This is a genomic window from Rhodoglobus galactosidasius, from assembly GCF_054957775.1.
In genome coordinates, this window is record NZ_JBQIAV010000006.1 from 99,354 (window position 1) to 118,396 (window position 19,043).

The 19,043-nt window shown below is 61.1% G+C and carries 24 protein-coding genes and 2 pseudogenes; 11 read left to right on the forward strand and 15 right to left on the reverse strand.

Annotated elements, in window-relative coordinates; genetic code table 11:
* Positions 1–108 precede the first annotated feature (108 nt).
* Entirely contained in the window at positions 109–1,542 is a 1,434-nt protein-coding gene (locus ACTJJW_RS09340; RefSeq protein WP_462644051.1) for a PucR family transcriptional regulator, read from the forward strand.
* On the opposite strand, the gene ACTJJW_RS09345 is transcribed toward ACTJJW_RS09340, so the two are convergent.
* The 4 genes from ACTJJW_RS09345 to ACTJJW_RS09360 form a co-directional block, all read right to left on the reverse strand.
* The gene (locus ACTJJW_RS09345; RefSeq protein ID WP_462644053.1) at positions 1,539–1,787 is read right to left on the reverse strand and encodes a hypothetical protein; all 249 of its coding nucleotides are present in this window, start codon (positions 1,785–1,787) and stop codon (positions 1,539–1,541) included. The two genes, ACTJJW_RS09340 and ACTJJW_RS09345, sit on opposite strands and share 4 nt — an antisense overlap.
* 31 nt (positions 1,788–1,818) lie before the next feature.
* Positions 1,819–2,514, reverse strand: a complete 696-nt coding sequence (locus tag ACTJJW_RS09350) for a Crp/Fnr family transcriptional regulator (protein ID WP_462644055.1) — start codon at positions 2,512–2,514, stop codon at positions 1,819–1,821.
* A 97-nt stretch (positions 2,515–2,611) separates the two neighbouring features.
* Positions 2,612–3,244, reverse strand: coding sequence for a class I SAM-dependent methyltransferase (locus ACTJJW_RS09355; RefSeq protein WP_462644056.1), 633 nt, complete (start codon positions 3,242–3,244; stop codon positions 2,612–2,614).
* Positions 3,245–3,257: 13 nt separating this feature from the next.
* On the reverse strand, positions 3,258–3,392 hold the full coding sequence (locus ACTJJW_RS09360) for a hypothetical protein (RefSeq protein ID WP_462644058.1): 135 nt from the start codon (positions 3,390–3,392) through the stop codon (positions 3,258–3,260).
* Between the two features lie 118 nt (positions 3,393–3,510).
* Between ACTJJW_RS09360 and ACTJJW_RS09365 the strand changes: the two genes are divergently transcribed.
* Positions 3,511–4,095 carry an FAD-dependent oxidoreductase gene (locus ACTJJW_RS09365; protein ID WP_462644059.1) on the forward strand — a complete coding sequence of 195 codons (585 nt, stop codon included), beginning with the start codon at positions 3,511–3,513 and terminating at the stop codon, positions 4,093–4,095.
* Between the two features lie 42 nt (positions 4,096–4,137).
* Here the strand turns inward: ACTJJW_RS09365 and ACTJJW_RS09370 are convergent, their stop codons facing one another.
* Positions 4,138–4,284, reverse strand: a complete 147-nt coding sequence (locus ACTJJW_RS09370) for a hypothetical protein (protein WP_462644061.1) — start codon at positions 4,282–4,284, stop codon at positions 4,138–4,140.
* A gap of 13 nt (positions 4,285–4,297) precedes the next feature.
* On the opposite strand from ACTJJW_RS09370, the gene ACTJJW_RS09375 reads away from it, so the two are divergent.
* From ACTJJW_RS09375 to mgrA, 3 genes are all read left to right on the forward strand, one after another.
* A complete protein-coding gene (locus ACTJJW_RS09375) occupies positions 4,298–4,423 on the forward strand; it encodes a hypothetical protein (RefSeq protein WP_462644063.1) in 126 nt (41 codons plus the stop codon).
* Between the two features lie 221 nt (positions 4,424–4,644).
* Positions 4,645–5,418 carry a lysophospholipid acyltransferase family protein gene (locus tag ACTJJW_RS09380; RefSeq protein WP_462644064.1) on the forward strand — a complete coding sequence of 258 codons (774 nt, stop codon included), beginning with the start codon at positions 4,645–4,647 and terminating at the stop codon, positions 5,416–5,418.
* Positions 5,419–5,471: 53 nt separating this feature from the next.
* A complete protein-coding gene (gene mgrA, locus ACTJJW_RS09385) occupies positions 5,472–6,500 on the forward strand; it encodes an L-glyceraldehyde 3-phosphate reductase (RefSeq protein WP_462644066.1) in 1,029 nt (342 codons plus the stop codon).
* Positions 6,501–6,540: 40 nt separating this feature from the next.
* On the opposite strand, the gene ACTJJW_RS09390 is transcribed toward mgrA, so the two are convergent.
* Positions 6,541–6,714: a hypothetical protein gene (locus tag ACTJJW_RS09390; RefSeq protein ID WP_462644068.1), complete on the reverse strand. Its 174-nt coding sequence runs from the start codon at positions 6,712–6,714 to the stop codon at positions 6,541–6,543.
* Positions 6,715–7,038: 324 nt separating this feature from the next.
* Between ACTJJW_RS09390 and ACTJJW_RS09395 the strand changes: the two genes are divergently transcribed.
* On the forward strand, positions 7,039–8,064 hold the full coding sequence (locus tag ACTJJW_RS09395) for a DUF3179 domain-containing protein (RefSeq protein WP_462644070.1): 1,026 nt from the start codon (positions 7,039–7,041) through the stop codon (positions 8,062–8,064).
* A gap of 32 nt (positions 8,065–8,096) precedes the next feature.
* Here the strand turns inward: ACTJJW_RS09395 and ACTJJW_RS09400 are convergent, their stop codons facing one another.
* A complete protein-coding gene (locus tag ACTJJW_RS09400; RefSeq protein ID WP_462644072.1) occupies positions 8,097–8,834 on the reverse strand; it encodes an IclR family transcriptional regulator in 738 nt (245 codons plus the stop codon).
* A 127-nt stretch (positions 8,835–8,961) separates the two neighbouring features.
* Between ACTJJW_RS09400 and ACTJJW_RS09405 the strand changes: the two genes are divergently transcribed.
* Positions 8,962–10,506 carry a PfkB family carbohydrate kinase gene (locus ACTJJW_RS09405; RefSeq protein WP_462644073.1) on the forward strand — a complete coding sequence of 515 codons (1,545 nt, stop codon included), beginning with the start codon at positions 8,962–8,964 and terminating at the stop codon, positions 10,504–10,506.
* Here the strand turns inward: ACTJJW_RS09405 and ACTJJW_RS09410 are convergent.
* From ACTJJW_RS09410 to ACTJJW_RS09440, 7 genes and pseudogenes are all read right to left on the reverse strand, one after another.
* Positions 10,503–11,267 (reverse strand): SGNH/GDSL hydrolase family protein, encoded by a 765-nt coding sequence (locus ACTJJW_RS09410; protein WP_462644075.1) that lies wholly within the window; start codon positions 11,265–11,267, stop codon positions 10,503–10,505. The genes ACTJJW_RS09405 and ACTJJW_RS09410 overlap by 4 nt on opposite strands.
* 7 nt (positions 11,268–11,274) lie before the next feature.
* The gene (locus ACTJJW_RS09415) at positions 11,275–11,463 is read right to left on the reverse strand and encodes a hypothetical protein (protein WP_462644077.1); all 189 of its coding nucleotides are present in this window, start codon (positions 11,461–11,463) and stop codon (positions 11,275–11,277) included.
* Positions 11,464–11,527: 64 nt separating this feature from the next.
* On the reverse strand, positions 11,528–12,172 hold the full coding sequence (locus ACTJJW_RS09420; RefSeq protein ID WP_462644078.1) for a peroxiredoxin-like family protein: 645 nt from the start codon (positions 12,170–12,172) through the stop codon (positions 11,528–11,530).
* An 83-nt stretch (positions 12,173–12,255) separates the two neighbouring features.
* Positions 12,256–12,657 (reverse strand): annotated as a pseudogene (locus tag ACTJJW_RS09425) (hypothetical protein); the annotation flags it as partial.
* 210 nt (positions 12,658–12,867) lie between these two features.
* Positions 12,868–13,005: a hypothetical protein gene (locus ACTJJW_RS09430; RefSeq protein WP_462644080.1), complete on the reverse strand. Its 138-nt coding sequence runs from the start codon at positions 13,003–13,005 to the stop codon at positions 12,868–12,870.
* Positions 12,992–13,540 carry a LacI family DNA-binding transcriptional regulator gene (locus ACTJJW_RS09435; RefSeq protein ID WP_462644082.1) on the reverse strand — a complete coding sequence of 183 codons (549 nt, stop codon included), beginning with the start codon at positions 13,538–13,540 and terminating at the stop codon, positions 12,992–12,994. Before ACTJJW_RS09435 ends, ACTJJW_RS09430 begins: the two co-directional genes overlap by 14 nt.
* Positions 13,541–13,671: 131 nt before the next feature.
* The gene (locus ACTJJW_RS09440; protein ID WP_462644277.1) at positions 13,672–15,696 is read right to left on the reverse strand and encodes a heavy metal translocating P-type ATPase; all 2,025 of its coding nucleotides are present in this window, start codon (positions 15,694–15,696) and stop codon (positions 13,672–13,674) included.
* Between the two features lie 119 nt (positions 15,697–15,815).
* On the opposite strand from ACTJJW_RS09440, the gene ACTJJW_RS09445 reads away from it, so the two are divergent.
* From ACTJJW_RS09445 to ACTJJW_RS09455, 3 genes are all read left to right on the forward strand, one after another.
* Positions 15,816–16,118: a DUF2470 domain-containing protein gene (locus ACTJJW_RS09445; RefSeq protein ID WP_462644084.1), complete on the forward strand. Its 303-nt coding sequence runs from the start codon at positions 15,816–15,818 to the stop codon at positions 16,116–16,118.
* A gap of 103 nt (positions 16,119–16,221) precedes the next feature.
* Positions 16,222–16,629 carry a DUF4383 domain-containing protein gene (locus ACTJJW_RS09450; RefSeq protein ID WP_462644085.1) on the forward strand — a complete coding sequence of 136 codons (408 nt, stop codon included), beginning with the start codon at positions 16,222–16,224 and terminating at the stop codon, positions 16,627–16,629.
* Between the two features lie 45 nt (positions 16,630–16,674).
* Positions 16,675–17,262: a hypothetical protein gene (locus tag ACTJJW_RS09455; RefSeq protein ID WP_462644086.1), complete on the forward strand. Its 588-nt coding sequence runs from the start codon at positions 16,675–16,677 to the stop codon at positions 17,260–17,262.
* A 56-nt stretch (positions 17,263–17,318) separates the two neighbouring features.
* Here the strand turns inward: ACTJJW_RS09455 and ACTJJW_RS09460 are convergent.
* Positions 17,319–17,669: pseudogene (locus ACTJJW_RS09460) on the reverse strand (transposase); the annotation flags it as partial.
* Between the two features lie 216 nt (positions 17,670–17,885).
* Here ACTJJW_RS09460 and ACTJJW_RS09465 point away from each other — a divergent pair.
* Positions 17,886–18,938, forward strand: coding sequence for a DctP family TRAP transporter solute-binding subunit (locus ACTJJW_RS09465; protein WP_462644088.1), 1,053 nt, complete (start codon positions 17,886–17,888; stop codon positions 18,936–18,938).
* Positions 18,939–19,043 lie beyond the last annotated feature (105 nt).

Genomic DNA, 19,043 nt, shown 5'->3' on the forward strand with positions numbered 1-19,043 from the left:
GCTACAATAAATCTGCTGCTTTCGGTAGTTTTCAAGGATCGTGCAAAATTTTGAGAGTGGGGTACCTCTATTACTGATCAGATTTCCGGTGACATTCCCGGTCTCGAATTGCGCCAACTCATCGCGATTTCATCGTTGGGCCTGCGTGAAGTGGTCGGAACAGCGGGGATGCTCGAACGCCGTGTGTCATGGGCGCATTCAACCGAGATGGTTGACCCTCGTCCTCATGGGCGTAGCGGTGAGTTGGTCTGTACCGTCGGTTCTTCCCTGGTCGATCCGCTGAATTGTGCACGCTTCGTGGAAGCGGTGCACGCGTCTGGATCAGCCGGTATATGCCTCGGGCTCGGAGAGGTGCACACGCATGCCCCCGCTGACCTCGCCAGCGCCTGCCGCCAGATCGGAGTGCCTCTCGTAACAATCGCGCACGGCGTGCCGTTTCTCGCAATCAACGACGTGCTCCTTGAGGAGAGAATCGGCGCGAGAACGAGCACGAACACCAGGGACGGCGCCGTAATAGCCCGGCTTCTCGAATGCCTGCGCGCCGACATGGACATTGCCGGAATGCTCGCAATTGCGTCAGAAGAGCTTGGAGGCGAGTTCAGCTATTCCTCGGCCGGTGGCAGTGCGGTGCATGCTGCTGAACCCGAAACTACTCGGGATGGTGTGGTGGAGGTACAGCTGAGTGATAACGAGTCGCTGCTCTGGATGGGAGCCGACCCGGTCGGCAACTCCGACCTTCTTGCCCAGATCGGTCGCATTGTGCAGATCGCCAAACGCGAGCGCGCGGTAAGCGCCGGAGAGCGCCGCCAGCGAGTCGGCCAGCTTTTTGCACTCGTAGCTGACGGCTTCGCCCACCGCGCCGCGCTGGCTCCTGAAATTGAGGAAGCCGGACTCATGGGATCTGACTTCACCGTCTCGGCCTGGCCTGCATCCACTGCCGATCTCCTTGCCGCGCACTTGCCACAAGCTCTGGTGGCAGCGACGCCCGACGCGGTTTTCGTGCTCGCCGCCGATGCGAGCGTCGTGCATGACACAGCCGCCAACCTGCGACTGGTCTGCGGGTACAGCAGCCCGGTCACGGCGCCCGAGATTACACGCGGCATCGCCGAGGCGCGCGCCACGCTTATGCTCGCGCAAAGCCGTGGCCGGGTGACGGGACCCGAAAGCCTCACGACGCTCACGGCACTGCTCGAACAGCAGTCGCGCGGGCGGCTAGTTCCCTTCGTCGACCAACTAATACAGCCACTGTTGAGCCCAGAGGTTCGCGGCGGATCAGACCTGCTTGACACCCTGCGGTCGTTCCTCGCCAACAACTGCTCGCTTCAGGCGACAGCGGATGCCGCGTTCCTCCACGTCAACACCGTTCGGCACAGGCTCGGCCGTGTTCGTCAAGTAGTTGGACGAGACCCGCTCGACCAATCCGACCAGATTGACTTCACCATCGCCCTGTGGGCGTACGACCGCTCGCCCGATCGTCTCGAGCGTTCCGAACCAATGCCCATCCAGCGCTCCCGAGGACAACTGCACTCGCGGCAACACTAATCGACGTCGAGCGCGACCATTGCGAGGTTCACGATTTCACCGGCATCCGTGAACACGTAGAGCAGGCTACGGCCGTAGCGGTCGAGCGGATCGCGGTCTTCGAGAGCCCAGACATCCGCTCCCCTAGGGGACGAAGTCGCGCAGCAACTCGCGCGCCTCGTCGGCGTAGCACTCGTCTGGAAATAGCAACCTGCTAAAGCCACAACGGCGACGGCAACCGTTGCAGCGAGCACGCTATTGGACACCAGGATGCTGCAGCAAGGGATACCCGAATGCTCAGCCAGACTGGCGGGCCAGCATGGCCAGGGCATCTACGTCTTGAATGATGATGCGGGCGCGGCCCTGCCGGATGATGCCGCGGCTTGCCAGATCTGACATGGCTTTGCTTGTGGATTCACGCGTCGCGCCCAGGAGTCCGGCGAGTTGGTCGTGGCTGAGTCGAATGGTCGGGTTCGCGAAACGAGGCATGCGTGCCGCCTCTGCCAGACGCAGCAGCGTGCTGCACACGCGCGACTGCAATGGTCGCAGTGCGAGGTCGGTGAGCCGCTCCTCTAGTCGAACAACCTGCTCACCGAGGTGGCGCGAGATTCGGATCGCGATGCGGGGGTCAGACAACAGATACCGCTCAACATCAGCGGTGTTCATCAGACACAGCTCAACGTTGTCGATGGCTTCCGCATAGTTGTCGTACATGCGCTGCCCGACCATCATCATTTCGCCGAACACTGCCCCAGGCTCAAGGATGGCCATCGTCAATGCTTTGCCATCCTCGGTGACCCGAAAAATGCGGATGCGACCCTTTTTGAGAATGAAAAGGGCCGTGACCGGTTGGCTTTGGCTGAACACCATCTCGCCCACAGAGTAGGAGCGCGACGGAGCCATCTGATCCATGGCAAGAATTTCATCACGCGAGAGATCAGCGAAAAGGTCAACCTCGCTCAGGCAGCTAAACGAGCCGTCATCTGTAGCCATCAGCGGTTCCGGATCCCTTCGCTGCGGCGACCACGGGCGATCACTACCCAAGGGGGAGAACGTCACCTGCTCACCGCACGAATCCATCATGACACGATCACTTGAGTGTTCCCGTAACAGCTTGGATGTGGCCGCCGCGACGACTCGTCTGCTTCACGTTATTCGCGCGCTGCGTCAACCACTCCCATGGGTGGGCCTCAATATCGGCGCCCCCCATCCTGCAAGCCAACCGGGCAAGCGGAGCAAAGAACTTCGCCGTGCCAACGGGTCGCTGCATGTCAACAATGCCCACACGGCCACCGGGAACCAGCAGCCGTTCAACCCGCTCAAGAACAACAGGGTGGTTGCCCATCACGCTGAGTGCGTACGCCGAGAACACCGCATCAATCTGCGGGGCCGTGCCGTCGACCGCGAGGTCTTCCGCCGAGAGCTGTGTGGCATCCACCTGCACAACCCGAACGTTTAACCAGCCATTGCGCACCGCCCGTTTCGCCGCGACCTGCAGCATCTGAGCACTCGCATCCACACCAATCACTTGCCCGGTTGGGCCGACCGCATTCACGAGCAGTTCGAAACTCAGGCCGGTGCCGCAGCCGAGATCAAGAACGGTGTCCCCTGCGCGCAAGCCCATGAGCTCGATGCCGGCCACTCGGCCCGCGCGGTACACAGCCCGCTCACCCGAGAGTGCATCATAAAATCGCGTACCGAAGCGGTACTTCTTCCACGCCATCCCGTGCCGCTCTCTAGCGGTATTCGGGGTTGGCGTCGAAACCGAAACGCTCGCCGGCGTTCCAGTCTTTGCGAGAGTTTCCATAGGACGGAGCAGCAGCGGACGGGGCAGCGGAGGGGGCAGGGTTCGCAGAAGTATCGGCAGCCATGCCCAAAGGCTACGCGCCAGCCACCGTTGACAACTGTGATCTGCCGTACGGTTCGCAGAGCCGAGCGCTGATAGACAGTACTTGGGCGCTTGCCCACGCCCGAAAGGAACCAGACAGCATGACCGCAGAGTGGGACCTCATCGTCATCGGATCCGGCAGTGCCGGCCTTGTGTGTAGCCGAACTGCCGCACGATTCGGCGCCCGCGTGCTGCTGGTCGAACGACACCGTCTCGGTGGGGACTGCCTCTGGACCGGATGCGTGCCATCCAAATCATTGATTGCTGCAGCACACGCGGCACACGTTGCGCGCACCGCCGAACGGTTTGGGGTTGCAACCGAGAACCTCACTGTCGACTTCACCCGTGCCATGGACCATGTACGCGAGGCCGTGGAGACCATCGCCCCGCACGATTCTGCCGAAGCGCTCGCTGAACTCGGCGTTGAGGTTCTGCACGGGGATGCCCGCTTCACCGGGCGCAACTCGCTCGAGATCGACGGAACCCCGCACACTTTCACGCAGGCCGTAATCGCGACCGGCACCGAGCCCCGGCTGCCTCAATTTGCTGGCACGGACACTGTCGACATGCTCACTAGCGACAACATTTGGGAACTCGACAAACTGCCGAAACGCCTTGTCGTGCTCGGTGGTGGTGCGATCGGCAGCGAACTCGGCCGGGCTCGACAGCGGAAGCCATCGCGTTGAGTGGCCTGCTGACCACTCGACGTAGGTGGGCATCCATCATGGTTAGGCCTTCTCCGGCACCGGCTGCCCCTTGCGGATTCGGGCTGCGACGATGGTTCCGCCGATGGTGAGCAGGCCGAGCGCACCGAGCGCGATGAAGAAGCCACCGTTGAGATCTGCTTCGTAGGCACCGACGGCGACGAAGGCCATCGTTCCCGGTGTATTGCTCGACGGCATCCCGACCAAGAAAGCGTCCGAGCCAGAACGCGAGGATGGCGTAGGCCGCCACAAAGATCACGGCCCCCAGGGTGCCCGCACTCTCGGTCAACGCATGGATCTCATCCACTGAAGGAATCTCGACCGTCAGCGCGACGATAACGATCGCAACCAGGAAGATGACGAGCGCGCCGGCTTTCCCCAGGGTTGAGGTGCGGTTCTTTTTCATTAGGCCAATGCTATGTCGGGGGTATCGGCCCCGTATGTGATGTGCCTTACTGAGCGGCAAACCCGGAAACGGTGCGGATGCTGGAGCATGGGCAAGTTCCCATGCCGATCTCATAAAATGAGGCCATGAAGTACCGCAACGAGCCGATCTACACGGCAGCGATCGGCGCCGGTCGCGCCATGTTCGGCGCCCTACGAGTGCGCCGAACCGTCATCGGGGCGCAGCACCTACCCGACGAGGGTGGGGCCGTTATAGCTATGACCCACTTTGGGTACCTAGAGTTCGCCCTTATCGAGTGGGCGACGTGGCTGCACAACCGCCGCCGAATCCGTTTCATGGCGAAGAAGAGCGTGTTCGAGAAGCGAGTGGTCGGTTCGTTCATGCACAACATGAAGCACATCCCTGTCGATATGAAGGCTGGAGCTAGCGCTTACGCTTCCGCCGTCACCGCCCTGCAGGCGGGCGAGCTGATCGGGGTATTTCCCGAAGCCGGCGTGAGCGCATCATTCACGATTCGCGACTTCAAGACCGGAGCCGTGCGCTTGGCGGCAGAAGCCGGCGTGCCACTCATTCCGCTCGCAGTGTGGGGCGGACAACGCCTCATGACCAAGAACCGCAAGATCGCGTTGCGCGAGCGCTTTGGTGTACCCATCATGATGGTCGTCGGCGAGCCGCTCACGGTAACGCCAGCGGATGACGCGGTGACAGCCACGGCACGGCTCAAGGCGACCATGAAGGACCTCCTTAAGACAGCACAACAGGCTTACCCGGTCGATGGGATTGGCCAGTGGTGGCAGCCGCGTGACCTCGGCGGCACAGCCCCCACCCCGGAGGAAGCAGCAGCAGCGGACGCCGAGCGTGAGCTGCAGCGGGCACTGGTACCGCGCAAGCGTCGCTAGAAGCGCAACACCCACGGTTCACGACACCCACGGAGTCATGGCACCATAGGCGTATGGTCTATGTCGCTGATGATGCCCGCTACGAACCGATGCCCTACCGCAGAGTAGGTCGCAGTGGTCTAAAACTGCCCGCGGTTTCGCTCGGACTGTGGCAGAACTTTGGGGACGACAAACCGCTCGAAACCCAGCGTGCCATTATTCGGCGGGCCTTCGATCTCGGAGTGACGCACTTCGACCTCGCCAACAACTACGGGCCGCCCGCCGGTTCTGCGGAGTCAAATTTCGGCCAAATCCTTCGCGAAGATTTCCTGCCATACCGTGACGAGATGATCATCTCGAGCAAGGCGGGCTACGACATGTGGCCGGGCCCTTACGGCGATCTCGGCTCCCGCAAGTATCTGCTCGCGAGCCTCGACCAGTCTCTCGACCGCCTTGGCCTCGACTACGTTGACATTTTCTACTCCCACCGCGCAGACCCCGACACCCCGCTTGAAGAGACAATGGGCGCTCTGCACACGGCGGTGACTTCGGGCCGTGCGCTCTATGCGGGAATCTCAAGCTATTCGCCCGAGCGCACACGGGATGCGGTGCGGATCATGCGCGAGCTCGGCACGCCGCTGGTCATCCACCAGCCCTCCTACTCGATGTTCAACCGCTGGGTCGAAGGCGGACTGCTCGACACCGTCGACGAGCTCGGCCTGGGCGTTATCGCCTTCTCGCCGCTCGCCCAGGGCCTACTGACCGACCGCTACCTCGGCGAGATCCCCGGGGACTCACGCGCAGCCAAAGGCGGCTCACTTCAGTCGGGAATGATCAATGATGAGACCCTCACACGAGTGAGGGCGCTCAACGATATTGCCTCGGGTCGCGGACAGTCACTCGCGCAGCTCGCGATCTCGTGGGCGCTTCGCGACACCCGTGTCACCTCCGCGCTCATCGGCGCTTCGAGTGTCGCGCAGCTTGAGCAGAATCTCGCCGCAGTGCAGAACCTCGACTTTGAGCCTGCCGAGCTGGCCGCGATTGACGAACACGCCAAGGACGCAGGTATCAACCTCTGGGCGGGTTCGAGCGCTATTTCCTAGCCTGCAGGGTGGATCTGCGGCGGATGCTCGGCACACTGTTTTAGGGGCGGCGGCGCTTCCGCTTGTTCTTAGAGCTCGACTTCTTGCGGCGCTTCACCGTTTCATCGAAACGCATCGGGTCGCCGTTGCCGCCGCCGGATGTTTGTAGAAACAGCTGGGCGAGATTCGCAACCTCTCCACCGACTCGATACAAAAACAGCGTGATCTTCGACATGAGTTCAACTCTAGTTCACGGCTGTGCCGTAATCATGACCACCTCCGCCACCGCAACCTGCAGCCTGCGTTGTGGCAAGGTATGGGTATGAAGATGAACAAAAACCAAATCACAGCAGTTATTATCGGCGCACTCGTTGCAGTGATTGCCGGCGGTGGAGTTGCCATAGCAGTGGCTACCGGCACGATTTAGGTATGTGCGCGGTCCTGGCGCAGGGACTGCCACACTCTGCGGAACTGTGCCCTACGTCACAGACAGATGGACTCACGTCGGCCTAGTCTTGGCGCACCAAGCGCGACCTGCACCATGACAGGGAGGCAGACCATGAAGAAGCGAACTACCGTAATTGTGATCGCTGCGGTCGTCGTTGCCGCCGTGGTCGCGGCGATCTCCCTGAGTGCGCTGACCTCCTCTGCGCCGGCACCTGGAACCTCCCCAGCAGCATCCGGTCCCGCGTCGGGTGCGGTGGAGATTCCCAACTTCCTGCAGCAGAGCTTCCCCAGCACCGACTGGTCGCAGGCCGACCCGGCAATCAGCCAGGCCCTCAGCGGCGGACCACCCAAAGACGGCATCCCCGCGATCGATGAACCCCAGTTCGAACCAGTATCTAGCTTCGAGCACCCAGATGAGGTGCAGGCGATTCTGGTTCAGGGAGAAACCGAAACCAAGGCATACCCGTACAACATTCTCGTTTGGCATGAGATCGTCAACGACACCATTGATGGTTTACCCATTTCGGTGACCTTCTGCCCGCTGTGTGGCAGCGCCGCCGTTTTTGACAGCGTGCTACCTGGCGGAGCAACCACCACATTCGGGGTCAGCGGTGGACTGCTAGAGAGCAACATGATCATGTTCGATCGCAACACCGAAACCCTGTGGCAGCAGAGCACCGGAAAGGCGCTCGCTGGCGAGCACTACCCGCAGCAGCTTGAGCTGCACAGCTTCCAACTTCTCAGCGTCGGCGAGATCAAAGACCGGTATCCGGATGCCGCAATCCTGAGCGAAGACACCGGATACTCCCGCGGCTACGACAACAACCCCTACGCCGGCTACGACGACAGCGACGGCTTCTACTTCACGCCAAGCCGAATTGACGACCGGTATCCGTCGAAAATGATCTTCGTCGCGTTCAGCGTCGGCGATACCCATGTGGCGGCCCCCTGGCTTCAACTGGAAGACGGCCGCAGCTACGAAGCAACCGTCAACGGCCAGGGCGTCACCCTAGAAAAGACTGACGGCGAGCTGCAGATAACCGGGACCGATGCCGTCGAGATCCCGTTCTACTTTGAAATGTGGTTCAGCTGGGCTGTGCAGAACGAAGACGGCCAGGTCTTCGACCCGACCCGGTAGTCACGCGTCGGCACACTCTGGAGTGGCGCGGTTTAGGCCCCGCCCAACTCTGTGGAGATGTCCCGCGCAACACTCTGCAGTAGCGACAGGTGCGACTTCAGAGCATTCAGGTCGGCGACCATCCGGATAGCGGTAATCGATACCGCCCCGACAACACCCGCCGCACTGCGAATGGGCACAGCAATACAGTTCACGAAATCTTCGAACTCGCCATCATCGACGGCCCAGCCTCGGGCACTGACGTTCGCTAGCTCAGCATCGAGGCTCTCTCTCGAGGTCAACGTTTTGTCGGTGAATTTCTCCCACACGATACCGGTGAGCACCGCATCCCGATCGCTGGCCGGCAGTTCAGCGAGGATCGCTTTGCCCACCCCACTGCAATAGGGGCGAACGGCGCTGCCGATGCGAGAGTACATGCGCAGCCCACTCGTGTCTTCCACTTTGTCGACGTAGACGATGCTGTGATCGACCAGCGCCGCAAGATGGATGGTGTTACCCACGGTGCGATGAAGCTTCACGAGGCGGTCATGCGCGATCTCTTTCAGATCGAAACTCTCGGCAGCAAGGTGCGACAGTGCCATCAGGTGCAAGCCGAGAACGTAATGCCCGTTCTTGCGCTTGCGCAGATACCCGACCTCTTCAAGGGACTGCACCTCGCGAAACATCGTGGAACGGTGAACGGCAAACTCTTCGGCAAGCTCACTCACACTCGCAGGGCGACGAGCGATCGAATCGACGATGCGCGCTGCGCGACGAACACTCTGTGACATCTGGGCTCCTCTGTGCTGCTGGGCTCCTCTGTGCTGCTGTGCAACCGCGCTCGCTGCTCGCTCGCGGGATATGTGCACTATGTGGAACAGTGTTGCACAGAATGGTCATTTGGTCGATAGTGGAGGAGTGCGAAACAACAAACAGCCCGAGATTATCGCGATTGGGGAGACGATGGTGCTCATCACGCCCACCGTCGCCGAGCCCCTCGAAACGACCGAACTGTTCCGCCTCGAAACGGGCGGCGCCGAATCGAACGTCGCAGTCCATCTGTCCTCCCTTGGCCATCACGCAGCCTGGGCGAGCTACCTCGGCGCGGACGCTTTCGGGCGTCGCGTCGAACGCCAGCTGCGTGAGCGCGGAGTCGACACAAGCCTCGTGCAATTCAGCACGGATGCCCCCACGGGCTTCTATTTCAAAGACCCCGGAACCGGAGTGATCTACCATCGCGCGGGTTCTGCCGCCTCGACCATGACCCGGAATGACCTCATCGACGTGCCGATCGAACAGGCCGCAGTTACCCACATCTCTGGGATCACTCCCGCTCTTTCCGCAACCTGTAGCGATCTCATCGAGGCGGTCTTCGAGCGCGCACAACATAGCTACACCACGCTGAGCTTTGACGTAAACTACCGCGCCAGCCTCTGGCCGATCGATAAAGCCGCGTCGACGCTGCTCGCTCTAGCGCAGCGCGCGAATATCGTTCTCGTTGGCCTTGATGAAGCCGAAACTCTCTGGGGCACGCAGACGCCTGACGACGTGAGGGCACTCCTCAACGAGCCGCAGTTCTTGGTCATCAAAGACGGCGATGTCGGCGCCACCGAGTTCAGTATCGAAGGGCAGGTCTTCGTGCCGGCCCACTCCGTTGATGTTGTTGAAGCCGTCGGCGCCGGAGATGCTTTCGCCGCCGGCTACCTCAGCGGCCACCTCACCGGCCTCACGCCAAAGCAACGCCTCAGCCTCGGCCACGATCGCGCCGCTCTCGTCTTGCAGTCCACAACGGACCTCCCCACCCCACTCACTGAACACCGCCCCCTGCGAAAGGTGCACACCCCCATGACTCACATCTCTAACGAATCGCTCGACCAACTGTTCGACGGGCAGCCGCTCATGGCTATCCTCCGCGGCTTCGGTGTGGAACGCAGTGTGGCGCTTGCTCGCACCGCGTGGGAGCTCGGAATCGACTGCGTCGAAGTGCCGATCCAGTCTGAGCGAGACATCGAAGCGCTTCGTGCTGTCGTCGCCGCGGGTAAAGAACTCGGCAAGTCCGTCGGAGCCGGAACAGTCGTCTCGCTCGAAACCGTGCGCCAAGCCGCCGACGCGGGCGCCGCCTTCACCGTGAGCCCTGGATTCGACCTTGAGGTTGTGCGCGCCTCCTACGAAGCCGGCATGCCGCCGCTCCCCGGCGTCGCAACGGCATCCGAAGTGCAGGCCGCCGCAAGCGCCGGGCTGACCTGGGTGAAGGCATTCCCCGCATCGATTTTGGGTACCGGCTGGTTCGGCGCAATGGCTGGACCGTTCCCGGGCATCCGTTTCGTTGCAACCGGAGGAATGGATGCCTCGAACGCCGCCGAGTACCTTAAGGCCGGCGCCAAGGTTGTTGCGGTCGGTTCGGCACTAGCCGATGAGACCCAGTTGCCGCGCCTCGCTGAGGTCATTGCGGCGCGAGGCTAGCGCCCCTCAACCGCCACAGGCTGCAGGGTCGCACTCTTGGGTTCGCGGTTGTCGCCCGAGGAACGACCGGTGAGTCGACGGCCGATCCAAGGGAGCACGTATTCACGCCAGTAGGCCGCGGTGCGGGGGCGGGCGTCATCCGCTGGCCCCTGATCGGCAGCGAAATCGGGAACCGGGATCTCGAGCGCCGACAAGACATTGCTCGCAACCCGGGCGTGGCCGCGCGTGTTGAGGTGCAGCTTGTCGACCGACCAGTAGCGCAGGGTTGCGAGTTCCTCATCAGCCCAGTTGTTGACGAACGTCACGTTATCTTTGGGTAGCCGCGACAGCACTTCTTGCGCCAACCGCTCCCCCCGGGTCGCCATTACCGCACCGAACGGCAAATGCTTGCTCGGGTTGCCACCACTCAACAAGAGAACGTGGATGCCGTTGGCGGTAGCCGTGTCCACTGCGGCCAGCAATTGGTCAGCAATCGATTCCAGCGACACTGTGGGGCGCATGATGTCGTTTCCGCCACCATTGATGCTCATCAGCTGGGGCCGGAGGGCAACAGTTGCCTGCAACTGCTCTCCCACAATGGGCGCGAGCAGCCGTCCGCGGATCGCAAGGTTCGCGTAGGAGACGGGCGTGGGCGAAGCGAGCGCAAGGCCCAACGCGACCTGGTCTGCCCAGCCGCGCACGCGGCCATCCGGCAGTTCATCTCCGACACCCTCAGTGAAACTGTCACCGATAGCGACATAACTGGCGAACTGGTGAGTCATGCAGTTTCTACTTTCCGAACGGCGAATCGGGGCGGCGCCAAATGACGACAAGGGCGGTGGCGATCGGACCAAAAATGAGGCCCAAAATAAACCACGTCAAGCGGCCGCGACGCTTCATCTCTGCCAGCCCTGCGGTCACAATCGCGAGCGAAAACCATCCCCAGACGGCCACGAGAAAAACTTGGGTGTCAATCATTGCCCCAGCCTACGCCCGAGAGGCGACCCCGCAGCGAAGCGTGCGGAACCATTCCGACCGCGAGCTAGAGCCCCTTCACAACCTCAACAACGTCAGCGGGTTCGGCGCGCAACTTATAGTCCGCATTGACGAATGCGAAAGCAATCGTGCCGTCTTGCTTGACCACATACGTTGCGGGCAGCGGCAGTTGCCATCCGACGGTTCCGTTCGACTTCACGAGATCGTAGCCCGACTTCTCGTAGAACTTCCTGGTGCGGTCATCCACCGGATGAAGAAGACCAAAACCGTTGATCGCGGCCAGCTCGCCATCAGAAAGCACGGGGAATTCGAGGTTGTGCTTCTCCTCGGTCGATAGTGACTCGTCGGGGGTTTGCGGCGAGATCGCAATCAGCGTCGCTCCGGCGGCACGGAAATCGGGCAGCTTCTCTTGAAGCGCCTTAAGTTCGAGGTTGCAGTACGGGCACCACGCTCCGCGGTAGAAGGCGATCACGACGGGGCCAGCCTTCAGCAGCTCAGACAGACGCACCTGGTTGCCCGCAGCATCGGCCAACTCAAAATCGGGGGCGGTGTCGCCCACCTTCAAGGCATTGTTGATGATGCCGGCCGCTTCTACTACGCGCACCGAGTTGTTGAGAGTATCGCTATCTTCGGCAGACTTGGTCGCTGCTGACGAATCGGCGCGGTCCTTGAGTTGCTGGGTGAGAGTCATATCGCTCCTTGTGTTGAGGTGGCACAAGCGTTGTCCCTGAGCTCAACCCGGGAGTGAATCACCCTATTCCTCAGCGCTGTCCATTACTGAGCCGCCCCCACCCAGTAGCTGCCCTCAGGGAAGGAAAACTCGGTGAGCGATGACTCGTGCATCTGAGCCGAGTATCCGGGCGCCATCGGAACCCGGTAAGCACCATTTTCAACAATGCACGGGTCAACGAAGTGTTCGTGCAAGTGGTCTACAAACTCGGCGACGCGGTTCTCGAGGGTGCCCGAAACAGCAACATAGTCGAAGATCGATAGGTGCTGCACGAGCTCGCACAGTCCAACACCACCAGCGTGGAACATCTGCTTGAACAGCACACGGTTCATGCTGTGCTCGTCGGCACCAATCACTTCGCGGGCGATACCGCAGCGGCGGATACCATCCTCGAGGTTTGCGCCGACCTTCAGTTTGATGTGGCGGTAGCCGGCATCCACACTGTCAAAGAACGGCGCGAGACCGTGCCAAACCCGCGTGTATCCACCCGCAAGCACAGAGATGGGCCAGTCACCGCCATGCATCAGGCGCGACGGTCCAAACACGTCGAGGGCCCGCTCGAGCACCGTCAGCCCCTCATCACTGTTCGGGCGCAACAGCCGCTCCAGGTCAGGCTGAGTGTGGATGATGCGAGCGCGGGCGCCATAACGGCGCAGCTACGAAGGCGGCGAGGTGGATTCGCGAATGATGAGTTCGGGTGCTCGGTCGCGAATCAGTCGGTCTTCAGCACTGCCCGAGTTGATGTTCTCCCACAGGTTTGCCATTGCGGCACGGCCAAGTTCATAGAGCGGCATCCGTAAGTGCGGCGCGGAAGCCGGCGAGACGTGCCTTTCCCGACTCCGAGGAGGGCACCCCACCGAGGTACCCGATCCGAGTGTGACCGAGACCGATGATGTGTTCGGTTGCTATCCGCATAGCTTTCTCATCTTCCAGCCGCACTGATCCACCAGAACCTGGGTTGATTGCGTTGATCGACACCACCGGGAGTCCGCTTTCGGTGACGGTGCGCAGGTCATCGCCGCTCAAGTGATCGCCGAACTGCACAATCACGCCGTCGACGCGACCCTCGCCCATAAGACGGGGAATCGATTCTTCACCATCAGGGAGCCGTTCGGTGCTGGCGATCAGCACCATGTATCCACGGCTCGCAGCCTCTTCTTCGACTCCTCGCATCAGCTCAGCGAAGATCGCGCTGGTAACGCCTGGAACCACGAGACCGACGGCGTGCGTACGCGACGACTTAAGCGCACGCGCGGTGAAGTTGGGTCGATAGTTAAGCTCGCGTGCTGCATCGTGAATGCGCTGCCTGGTCGCATCACTCACCCGCACCCCGGGCTTGTCGCCAAGAACTCGGGAAACTGCCGAAATGGAGACGCCAGCGCGCGTTGGCAGTGGTAAGTCGATTGATCAGATTGAGCTAAGTCAGCACCTTCACTCGCTGACTCTGTAGCTCGGCTCGCCTACTTGCGAATAACCGCCTCGGGCCGCAGGTCGAGTCGACGCAGCAACTGCGCGTTCGCCGCAACGACGACGGTTGAGGCTGACATGAGCAGCGCACCGACCGAGATGGGCAACACGAAACCGATGGGGGCGAGAACACCCGCGGCTAGCGGCACCGAGATGAGGTTGTAGCCGGCAGCCCACCACAGGTTTTGGCGCATCTTGCCGTAGCTGCGGCGCGAGAGTTCGAAGACCGCGAGCACTGAGCGGGGGTCGTCGCTCGCGAGTACGACACCGGCGGAAGCAATCGCAACGTCAGTTCCGGCGCCGATCGCGATTCCAACATCCGCCTGGGCAAGGGCCGGTGCGTCATTCACGCCGTCACCGACCATCGCAACGGTGCCGCCCGCCTTCTGCAGTTCGGCGACCTTGCTTGCTTTGTCTTCGGGATGCACGCCCGAGAACACCCGGTCGATGCCAAGCTCCGCGGCCACCGACTGAGCGACAGCGTCGGCGTCACCCGTGATCATCACGACGGTGACACCCTGATCGTGCAGTGCATCGACAGCCTGGCGGGAGTCTTCGCGCACTTCATCCGCCAGCCCGATCGCACCAATCACGTACCCGTCAGAGAGCACATGCAGAATGATCGCGCCCTCATCCGCCCACGTCGTGGTCACCTCGACCGCGCTCTGGTCGTGCTGGCGAAGCATGCTCGGCCCGCCAACGCTGATCGTGGCGCCGTCGACAGAAGCTTCGACACCCACTCCGCTCGACGAGCTGAAATCTGTGGCGGCCGCCCGGTCGAGCTCGCGATCCTTCGCCGCTATCACGATGGCCTTGGCCAGCGGATGTTCGCTGTCGTACTCTGCGGCGGCTGCGAGCCGAATCACCTCGTCTTCGCTCGCATCCCCGACGGCCACAACATGCGTGACGGCTGGCTCGCCCTTGGTGAGGGTGCCGGTCTTGTCGAACAGCACGGTGTCGACCTTGCGCATGGTTTCGAGGGCGAGACGATCCTTCACGAGCACACCGGCGCGGGCCGCACGCTCTGTGGAGATCGAGACGACAAGCGGAATCGCAAGACCCAAAGCGTGAGGGCAGGCGATCACGAGCACGGTGATGGTGCGCACGATCGCGTCATCAGGGTTGCCAGCGAGCGTCCACACGATTGCGGTGATCGCTGCCGCGCCGAGAGCGAACCAGAACAGCCACCCGGCGGCGGTATCCGCGATTCGCTGGGCGGGTGACGAAGAGTTTTGGGCAGCTTCGACGAGCCTGGTGATGCCCGCGAGCGCCGTGTCATCACCAATCGCGGTCACCTTCATGCGGATCGCGCTGTCAGTGGCGACGGTTCCCGCAACCACACGGTCACCCTCGGTGCGGGCAACCGGCTGGGACTCGCCCGTGATCATCGACTCGTCAAGCTCGGCCCTGCCATCAGTGATCTCGCCATCGGCGGGCACTCGACCGCCGGGGCGCACAATCACGACATCGCCAACAACGAGGTCGGAGGGGTGCACGGTGACAAAACTGTCACCCTCAACTTTTTCGGCCTCATCCGGAAGCAGCGCCGCAAGCGAGTCGAGGGCGCTAGAGGTTTGAGCCAGCGAGCGCATCTCGACCCAGTGGCCGAGCAGCATAACGACGAGGAGCAGAGCGAGTTCCCACCAAAAGTCGAGCTCATGAGCAATGAGACCGAGAGTGGATGCCCACGATGCGAAGAACGCGACCGTGATGGCCAGGGAGATCAGCAGCATCATTCCTGGTTTGCGAGCTTTCAATTCCGCGAGGCCACCCGTGAGGAAAGGCTTGCCACCCCAGAAGAACATGACGGTGCCGAGTACTGGCGAGATCCACTGCACGAAGGCGACGTCGGGCAGTGTGTAGCCGATGATCTGGGAGAACATCATGCTGAAACCGGCGACCGGCAGTGCGACTACGAGCATGATCCAGAACAGGCGACGGAACTGGGCCACGTGATCGCCGTGGCCAGCATGCTTCGTGTGACCTTGGTGTTCATTCGAGTTGTGCGGCTTGACCATGGGTGTGTGGGAGTCGTGTGCCCGTACGTCGTGCTCAGTCATCTCGTCCATAGCTGCCACGATATACGCTCGGCAAGTCTCTCAAGCACAATTTTCTAACTCCCAGATAGCGTAGAGTCGTGACCACTTTCAGCGCAGGAATCGTGTCCGCAGTACTCGCCCACATGAATAGCGACCACAACGATGACAATCTGCTTATCGTGCGTGCGTTCGCGGAGTCCGCCGCGATCTCGGCGGCCATGGTAACTCTCGATGACGAGGAGGGCACGTGGCAGTATTCCGACGTCAACGGCATTGAGCATCATGTGAGCGTGCCGTGGAGCACCACAATTTGCGAGCGAGCCGATATCCGTCATGAAATCGTGCGGCTCTACGACCAGGCATGCGAGAAGTTGGGCGTCGACGCCCGACCGCACAGCTAGCATCGCAGGCGGGAATCCACATTCGCACCAATCGAAATCGTCGAGGGGTACGAATATAGAGTCAACCGCGCGAACACAAGGTTTGCGCAGAGGAGGCACTGTAATGACTAAATCACCTAACCGCCTGCTGGGAACAGTTTTCGGCGCGGTCTACATTCTCGTCGGACTGCTCGGCTTCACCGTCACCAATGGCGTCGGTTTCTTCGCCACCGAGGGTGGCCTGCTGCTCGGCTTGTTCGAAGTGAACATCTTCCACAACGTGGCTCACATCCTGATCGGTGCCGCACTGCTATTGGCCGGCCTCTCCAATGTGAAGGCAGCTCGAACTGTCAACTCCACAATCGGGTTCGCCTACCTTGCGCTGGGTTTCGCAGGGCTTCTGCTCGTAGGTTCAGCCCTCAACATCCTGGCCTTGAACGCTGCTGACAACGTGCTGCACTTTGCGAGTGCCGTCGTATTGCTTGCTGTTGGCCTCGGTGCCGACAAGCGTGCCTCTAACGCCACCGCCTAGCTCGCACACGTAGCCCCAAGTTCGCACACCGAGAGGAGAACCGTCATGTCCGCAACTACACGAACCTGGATCGCTTTTGCTGCAGTAGGCACCGGCCTGATCCACGTTGCACTCGTGATCGGTTCCCCTCTCGCGCTGGGCATCCCGCTAGCTATCCTTGGCGTCGTCGAGTTCGGATGGGGCCTTCTGGCCTTTACCCGCGACGAACTGCCATTTGCCCGCGCCGCGATGGTAGTTGCGCTAGCGCCGCTTGTTGCTTGGGGGCTGCTGGTTGCCGCGGCATCCGCTCTTCAGTTCTCTGCACTTGCCGCTGCATTGGATGTCGTGCCCTGGGGCATTGCCGCCATCTTCCAACTTTTTGTGGCTGGCACGCTAGCGCGGCACTCCCGTCGCGTCCGTAACGGTAAGGGCACCGCTGCATCCGCACCCGGTGCTGGACGCTACCTCACCGCCCTCATGCTGGGTGCTCTCGCGGTTTCTGCCCTCACCACCCCTGCTCTCGCCGCCACCGAGGCAGGCATTTACGCCCAGCCGCATGGCGAGCACGACAGCTCGATTACTCCGCAGCGGGACTCTCCCGCCGGCGAGGGTGCCGAAGACCTGGTCAACATCCCGAACCATAACGGCCACTAGGAGCGTGGGTCAGTAGCCGCATGGTCGGACTTGGGGCCCGTTGTGTAGTAGCTAGCGCGGCAGAGTTCCAACGCTTGCAGGAACACGTTCCCCAACGCCGACAGGTGCCGTTTCCGAAACCGTGCGATGGAACGAAAATCGGGTGCTTGCTACGCGGCCGACTGCCGAAAAACAACCAGATCCACGCACACCCGCTCCAACTCGCGCGACGAGCGCACCCCCACACAATATCCATAGAGAAGAACGCGGATCATCAGACGCGGGTCATACAGCGGATGACTTTTCGTCTTTGCATACGACGAATAGAACTTCATCAAGTCGAGTTGAGTTTCGACGATGTCCGCGATGAAACGCGACAGGTGATTCTGCAGAAGCCAGTCATTCAACGACGGCGGCACCAGCGTCACTACGGCCGGTTCAAACGCGCGGTACCATCGGGCGCCAGCACGTCTACTGGGCCAGACGTCGTCAAAGGCCACCCATCAGAAGTAATGCACCTGTTACAAAAGAAATGCATTCTTTCTAGGTGATGCACACTTTTATTGGTAGCGTCAGAGCTGTTAGTCCCACCAAGGGACCAATCACAGTGTGACCTTGATCAATGACGATGAGGACCAGAAATAATGCAACGAAATTCTCGTAAATCACGCCTTCTGGGCGCCACTGCACTCGCCCTCGGGGCGGTGCTCGTTCTGGGTGCCTGCTCTGCGGCCCGTGAACCCACAGCCGGGGGTGCGGACGACACGGTCTACACGATCGGCTTCTCGCACGTGACCACGGCCAATACCCCTAAGGGCTTGGCTGCCGAAAAGTTCAAGGAACTTATCGAGGACTCGTCCGACGGCCGAATCGAGGTGGAAATCTACGCCAACTCATCACTGTACGGTGACAAGGACGAGCTTCAGGCTCTGCAGTCGAACAGCATCCAAATGATCGCACCATCGAGCTCGAAATTTACCACCATCGCGCCACAGCTGCAGGTCCTTGATCTTCCTTTCCTGTTCGCGAATAGTGACGACATCGCCAAAGTCGTAACGCGTGATTCACCAGTCGGCAAAGCCATCTTCGAAAACGAAGACCTCCGCGCTGCCAAGATTATGCCGCTCGGTCTCTGGGACAATGGTTTCAAGCAGCTCAGTGCCAATGTTCCCCTCCGCTCCGCCGCTGATATGACCGGGCTCAGCTTTCGCATTCAGCCTGCCGATGTTCTCGCAAGCCAGTTCGAAGCGTGGAACGCGGTCCCATCGATTCTTGCCTTCTCGGAGGTCTATAGCGCACTTGAGCAAGGCGTCATCGACGGGCAGGAGAACACCTGGTCGAACATTGAGACGCAGAGCATGAACACGGTGCAGAAATACATCACCGAGTCCAACCACGGCTACATCGGCTACGTCCCAGCCATCAACAGTGACTTCTTCGCATCGTTGCCTGCTGACCTGCAGCAGCTTGTTCTCGACGCGGTCGACGAGGCCAGCCTGTACAACCGCGACATTGCCACCAAGGTCAACGAAGAAGCGAAGCAGCGCGTCATCGCGGAGGGTTCAACGGAGATTATCCAGCTCACCGATGCAGAGCGCGGAGCCCTCAGGTCCGCTGTCGTACCCAGCGTGTGGGAAAAATACTCCGACGTTATCGGTGCTGATCTCGTCGCCGAGCTGATCGCCAACAGCAACTAGCGTTCCCTATTTCACCCCAGCGGGTTTGGTGTGACTAGCGCCGCCCCTTCGACGTAAGGACTCCACCATTTCTCGGTTCAGCCACGCTTTGACGCGGGTGGAAAA

What these genes read in the sequence shown, in the direction of transcription:
- ACTJJW_RS09440 (WP_462644277.1), bottom strand. Translation starts at nt 15,696, where the DNA reads ATGGTCAAGCCGCACAACTCGAATGAACACCAAGGTCACACGAAGCAT.
- ACTJJW_RS09400 (WP_462644072.1), bottom strand. Translation starts at nt 8,834, where the DNA reads ATGTCACAGAGTGTTCGTCGCGCAGCGCGCATCGTCGATTCGATCGCT.
- ACTJJW_RS09465 (WP_462644088.1), top strand. Translation starts at nt 17,886, where the DNA reads ATGCAACGAAATTCTCGTAAATCACGCCTTCTGGGCGCCACTGCACTC.
- ACTJJW_RS09430 (WP_462644080.1), bottom strand. Translation starts at nt 13,005, where the DNA reads ATGCCGCTCTATGAACTTGGCCGTGCCGCAATGGCAAACCTGTGGGAG.
- ACTJJW_RS09355 (WP_462644056.1), bottom strand. Translation starts at nt 3,244, where the DNA reads ATGGCGTGGAAGAAGTACCGCTTCGGTACGCGATTTTATGATGCACTC.
- ACTJJW_RS09370 (WP_462644061.1), bottom strand. Translation starts at nt 4,284, where the DNA reads ATGGCCTTCGTCGCCGTCGGTGCCTACGAAGCAGATCTCAACGGTGGC.
- ACTJJW_RS09365 (WP_462644059.1), top strand. Translation starts at nt 3,511, where the DNA reads ATGACCGCAGAGTGGGACCTCATCGTCATCGGATCCGGCAGTGCCGGC.
- ACTJJW_RS09395 (WP_462644070.1), top strand. Translation starts at nt 7,039, where the DNA reads ATGAAGAAGCGAACTACCGTAATTGTGATCGCTGCGGTCGTCGTTGCC.
- ACTJJW_RS09415 (WP_462644077.1), bottom strand. Translation starts at nt 11,463, where the DNA reads ATGATTGACACCCAAGTTTTTCTCGTGGCCGTCTGGGGATGGTTTTCG.
- ACTJJW_RS09410 (WP_462644075.1), bottom strand. Translation starts at nt 11,267, where the DNA reads ATGACTCACCAGTTCGCCAGTTATGTCGCTATCGGTGACAGTTTCACT.
- ACTJJW_RS09420 (WP_462644078.1), bottom strand. Translation starts at nt 12,172, where the DNA reads ATGACTCTCACCCAGCAACTCAAGGACCGCGCCGATTCGTCAGCAGCG.
- ACTJJW_RS09360 (WP_462644058.1), bottom strand. Translation starts at nt 3,392, where the DNA reads ATGGCTGCCGATACTTCTGCGAACCCTGCCCCCTCCGCTGCCCCGTCC.
- ACTJJW_RS09390 (WP_462644068.1), bottom strand. Translation starts at nt 6,714, where the DNA reads ATGTCGAAGATCACGCTGTTTTTGTATCGAGTCGGTGGAGAGGTTGCG.
- mgrA (WP_462644066.1), top strand. Translation starts at nt 5,472, where the DNA reads ATGGTCTATGTCGCTGATGATGCCCGCTACGAACCGATGCCCTACCGC.
- ACTJJW_RS09350 (WP_462644055.1), bottom strand. Translation starts at nt 2,514, where the DNA reads ATGGCTACAGATGACGGCTCGTTTAGCTGCCTGAGCGAGGTTGACCTT.
- ACTJJW_RS09455 (WP_462644086.1), top strand. Translation starts at nt 16,675, where the DNA reads ATGTCCGCAACTACACGAACCTGGATCGCTTTTGCTGCAGTAGGCACC.
- ACTJJW_RS09450 (WP_462644085.1), top strand. Translation starts at nt 16,222, where the DNA reads ATGACTAAATCACCTAACCGCCTGCTGGGAACAGTTTTCGGCGCGGTC.
- ACTJJW_RS09380 (WP_462644064.1), top strand. Translation starts at nt 4,645, where the DNA reads ATGAAGTACCGCAACGAGCCGATCTACACGGCAGCGATCGGCGCCGGT.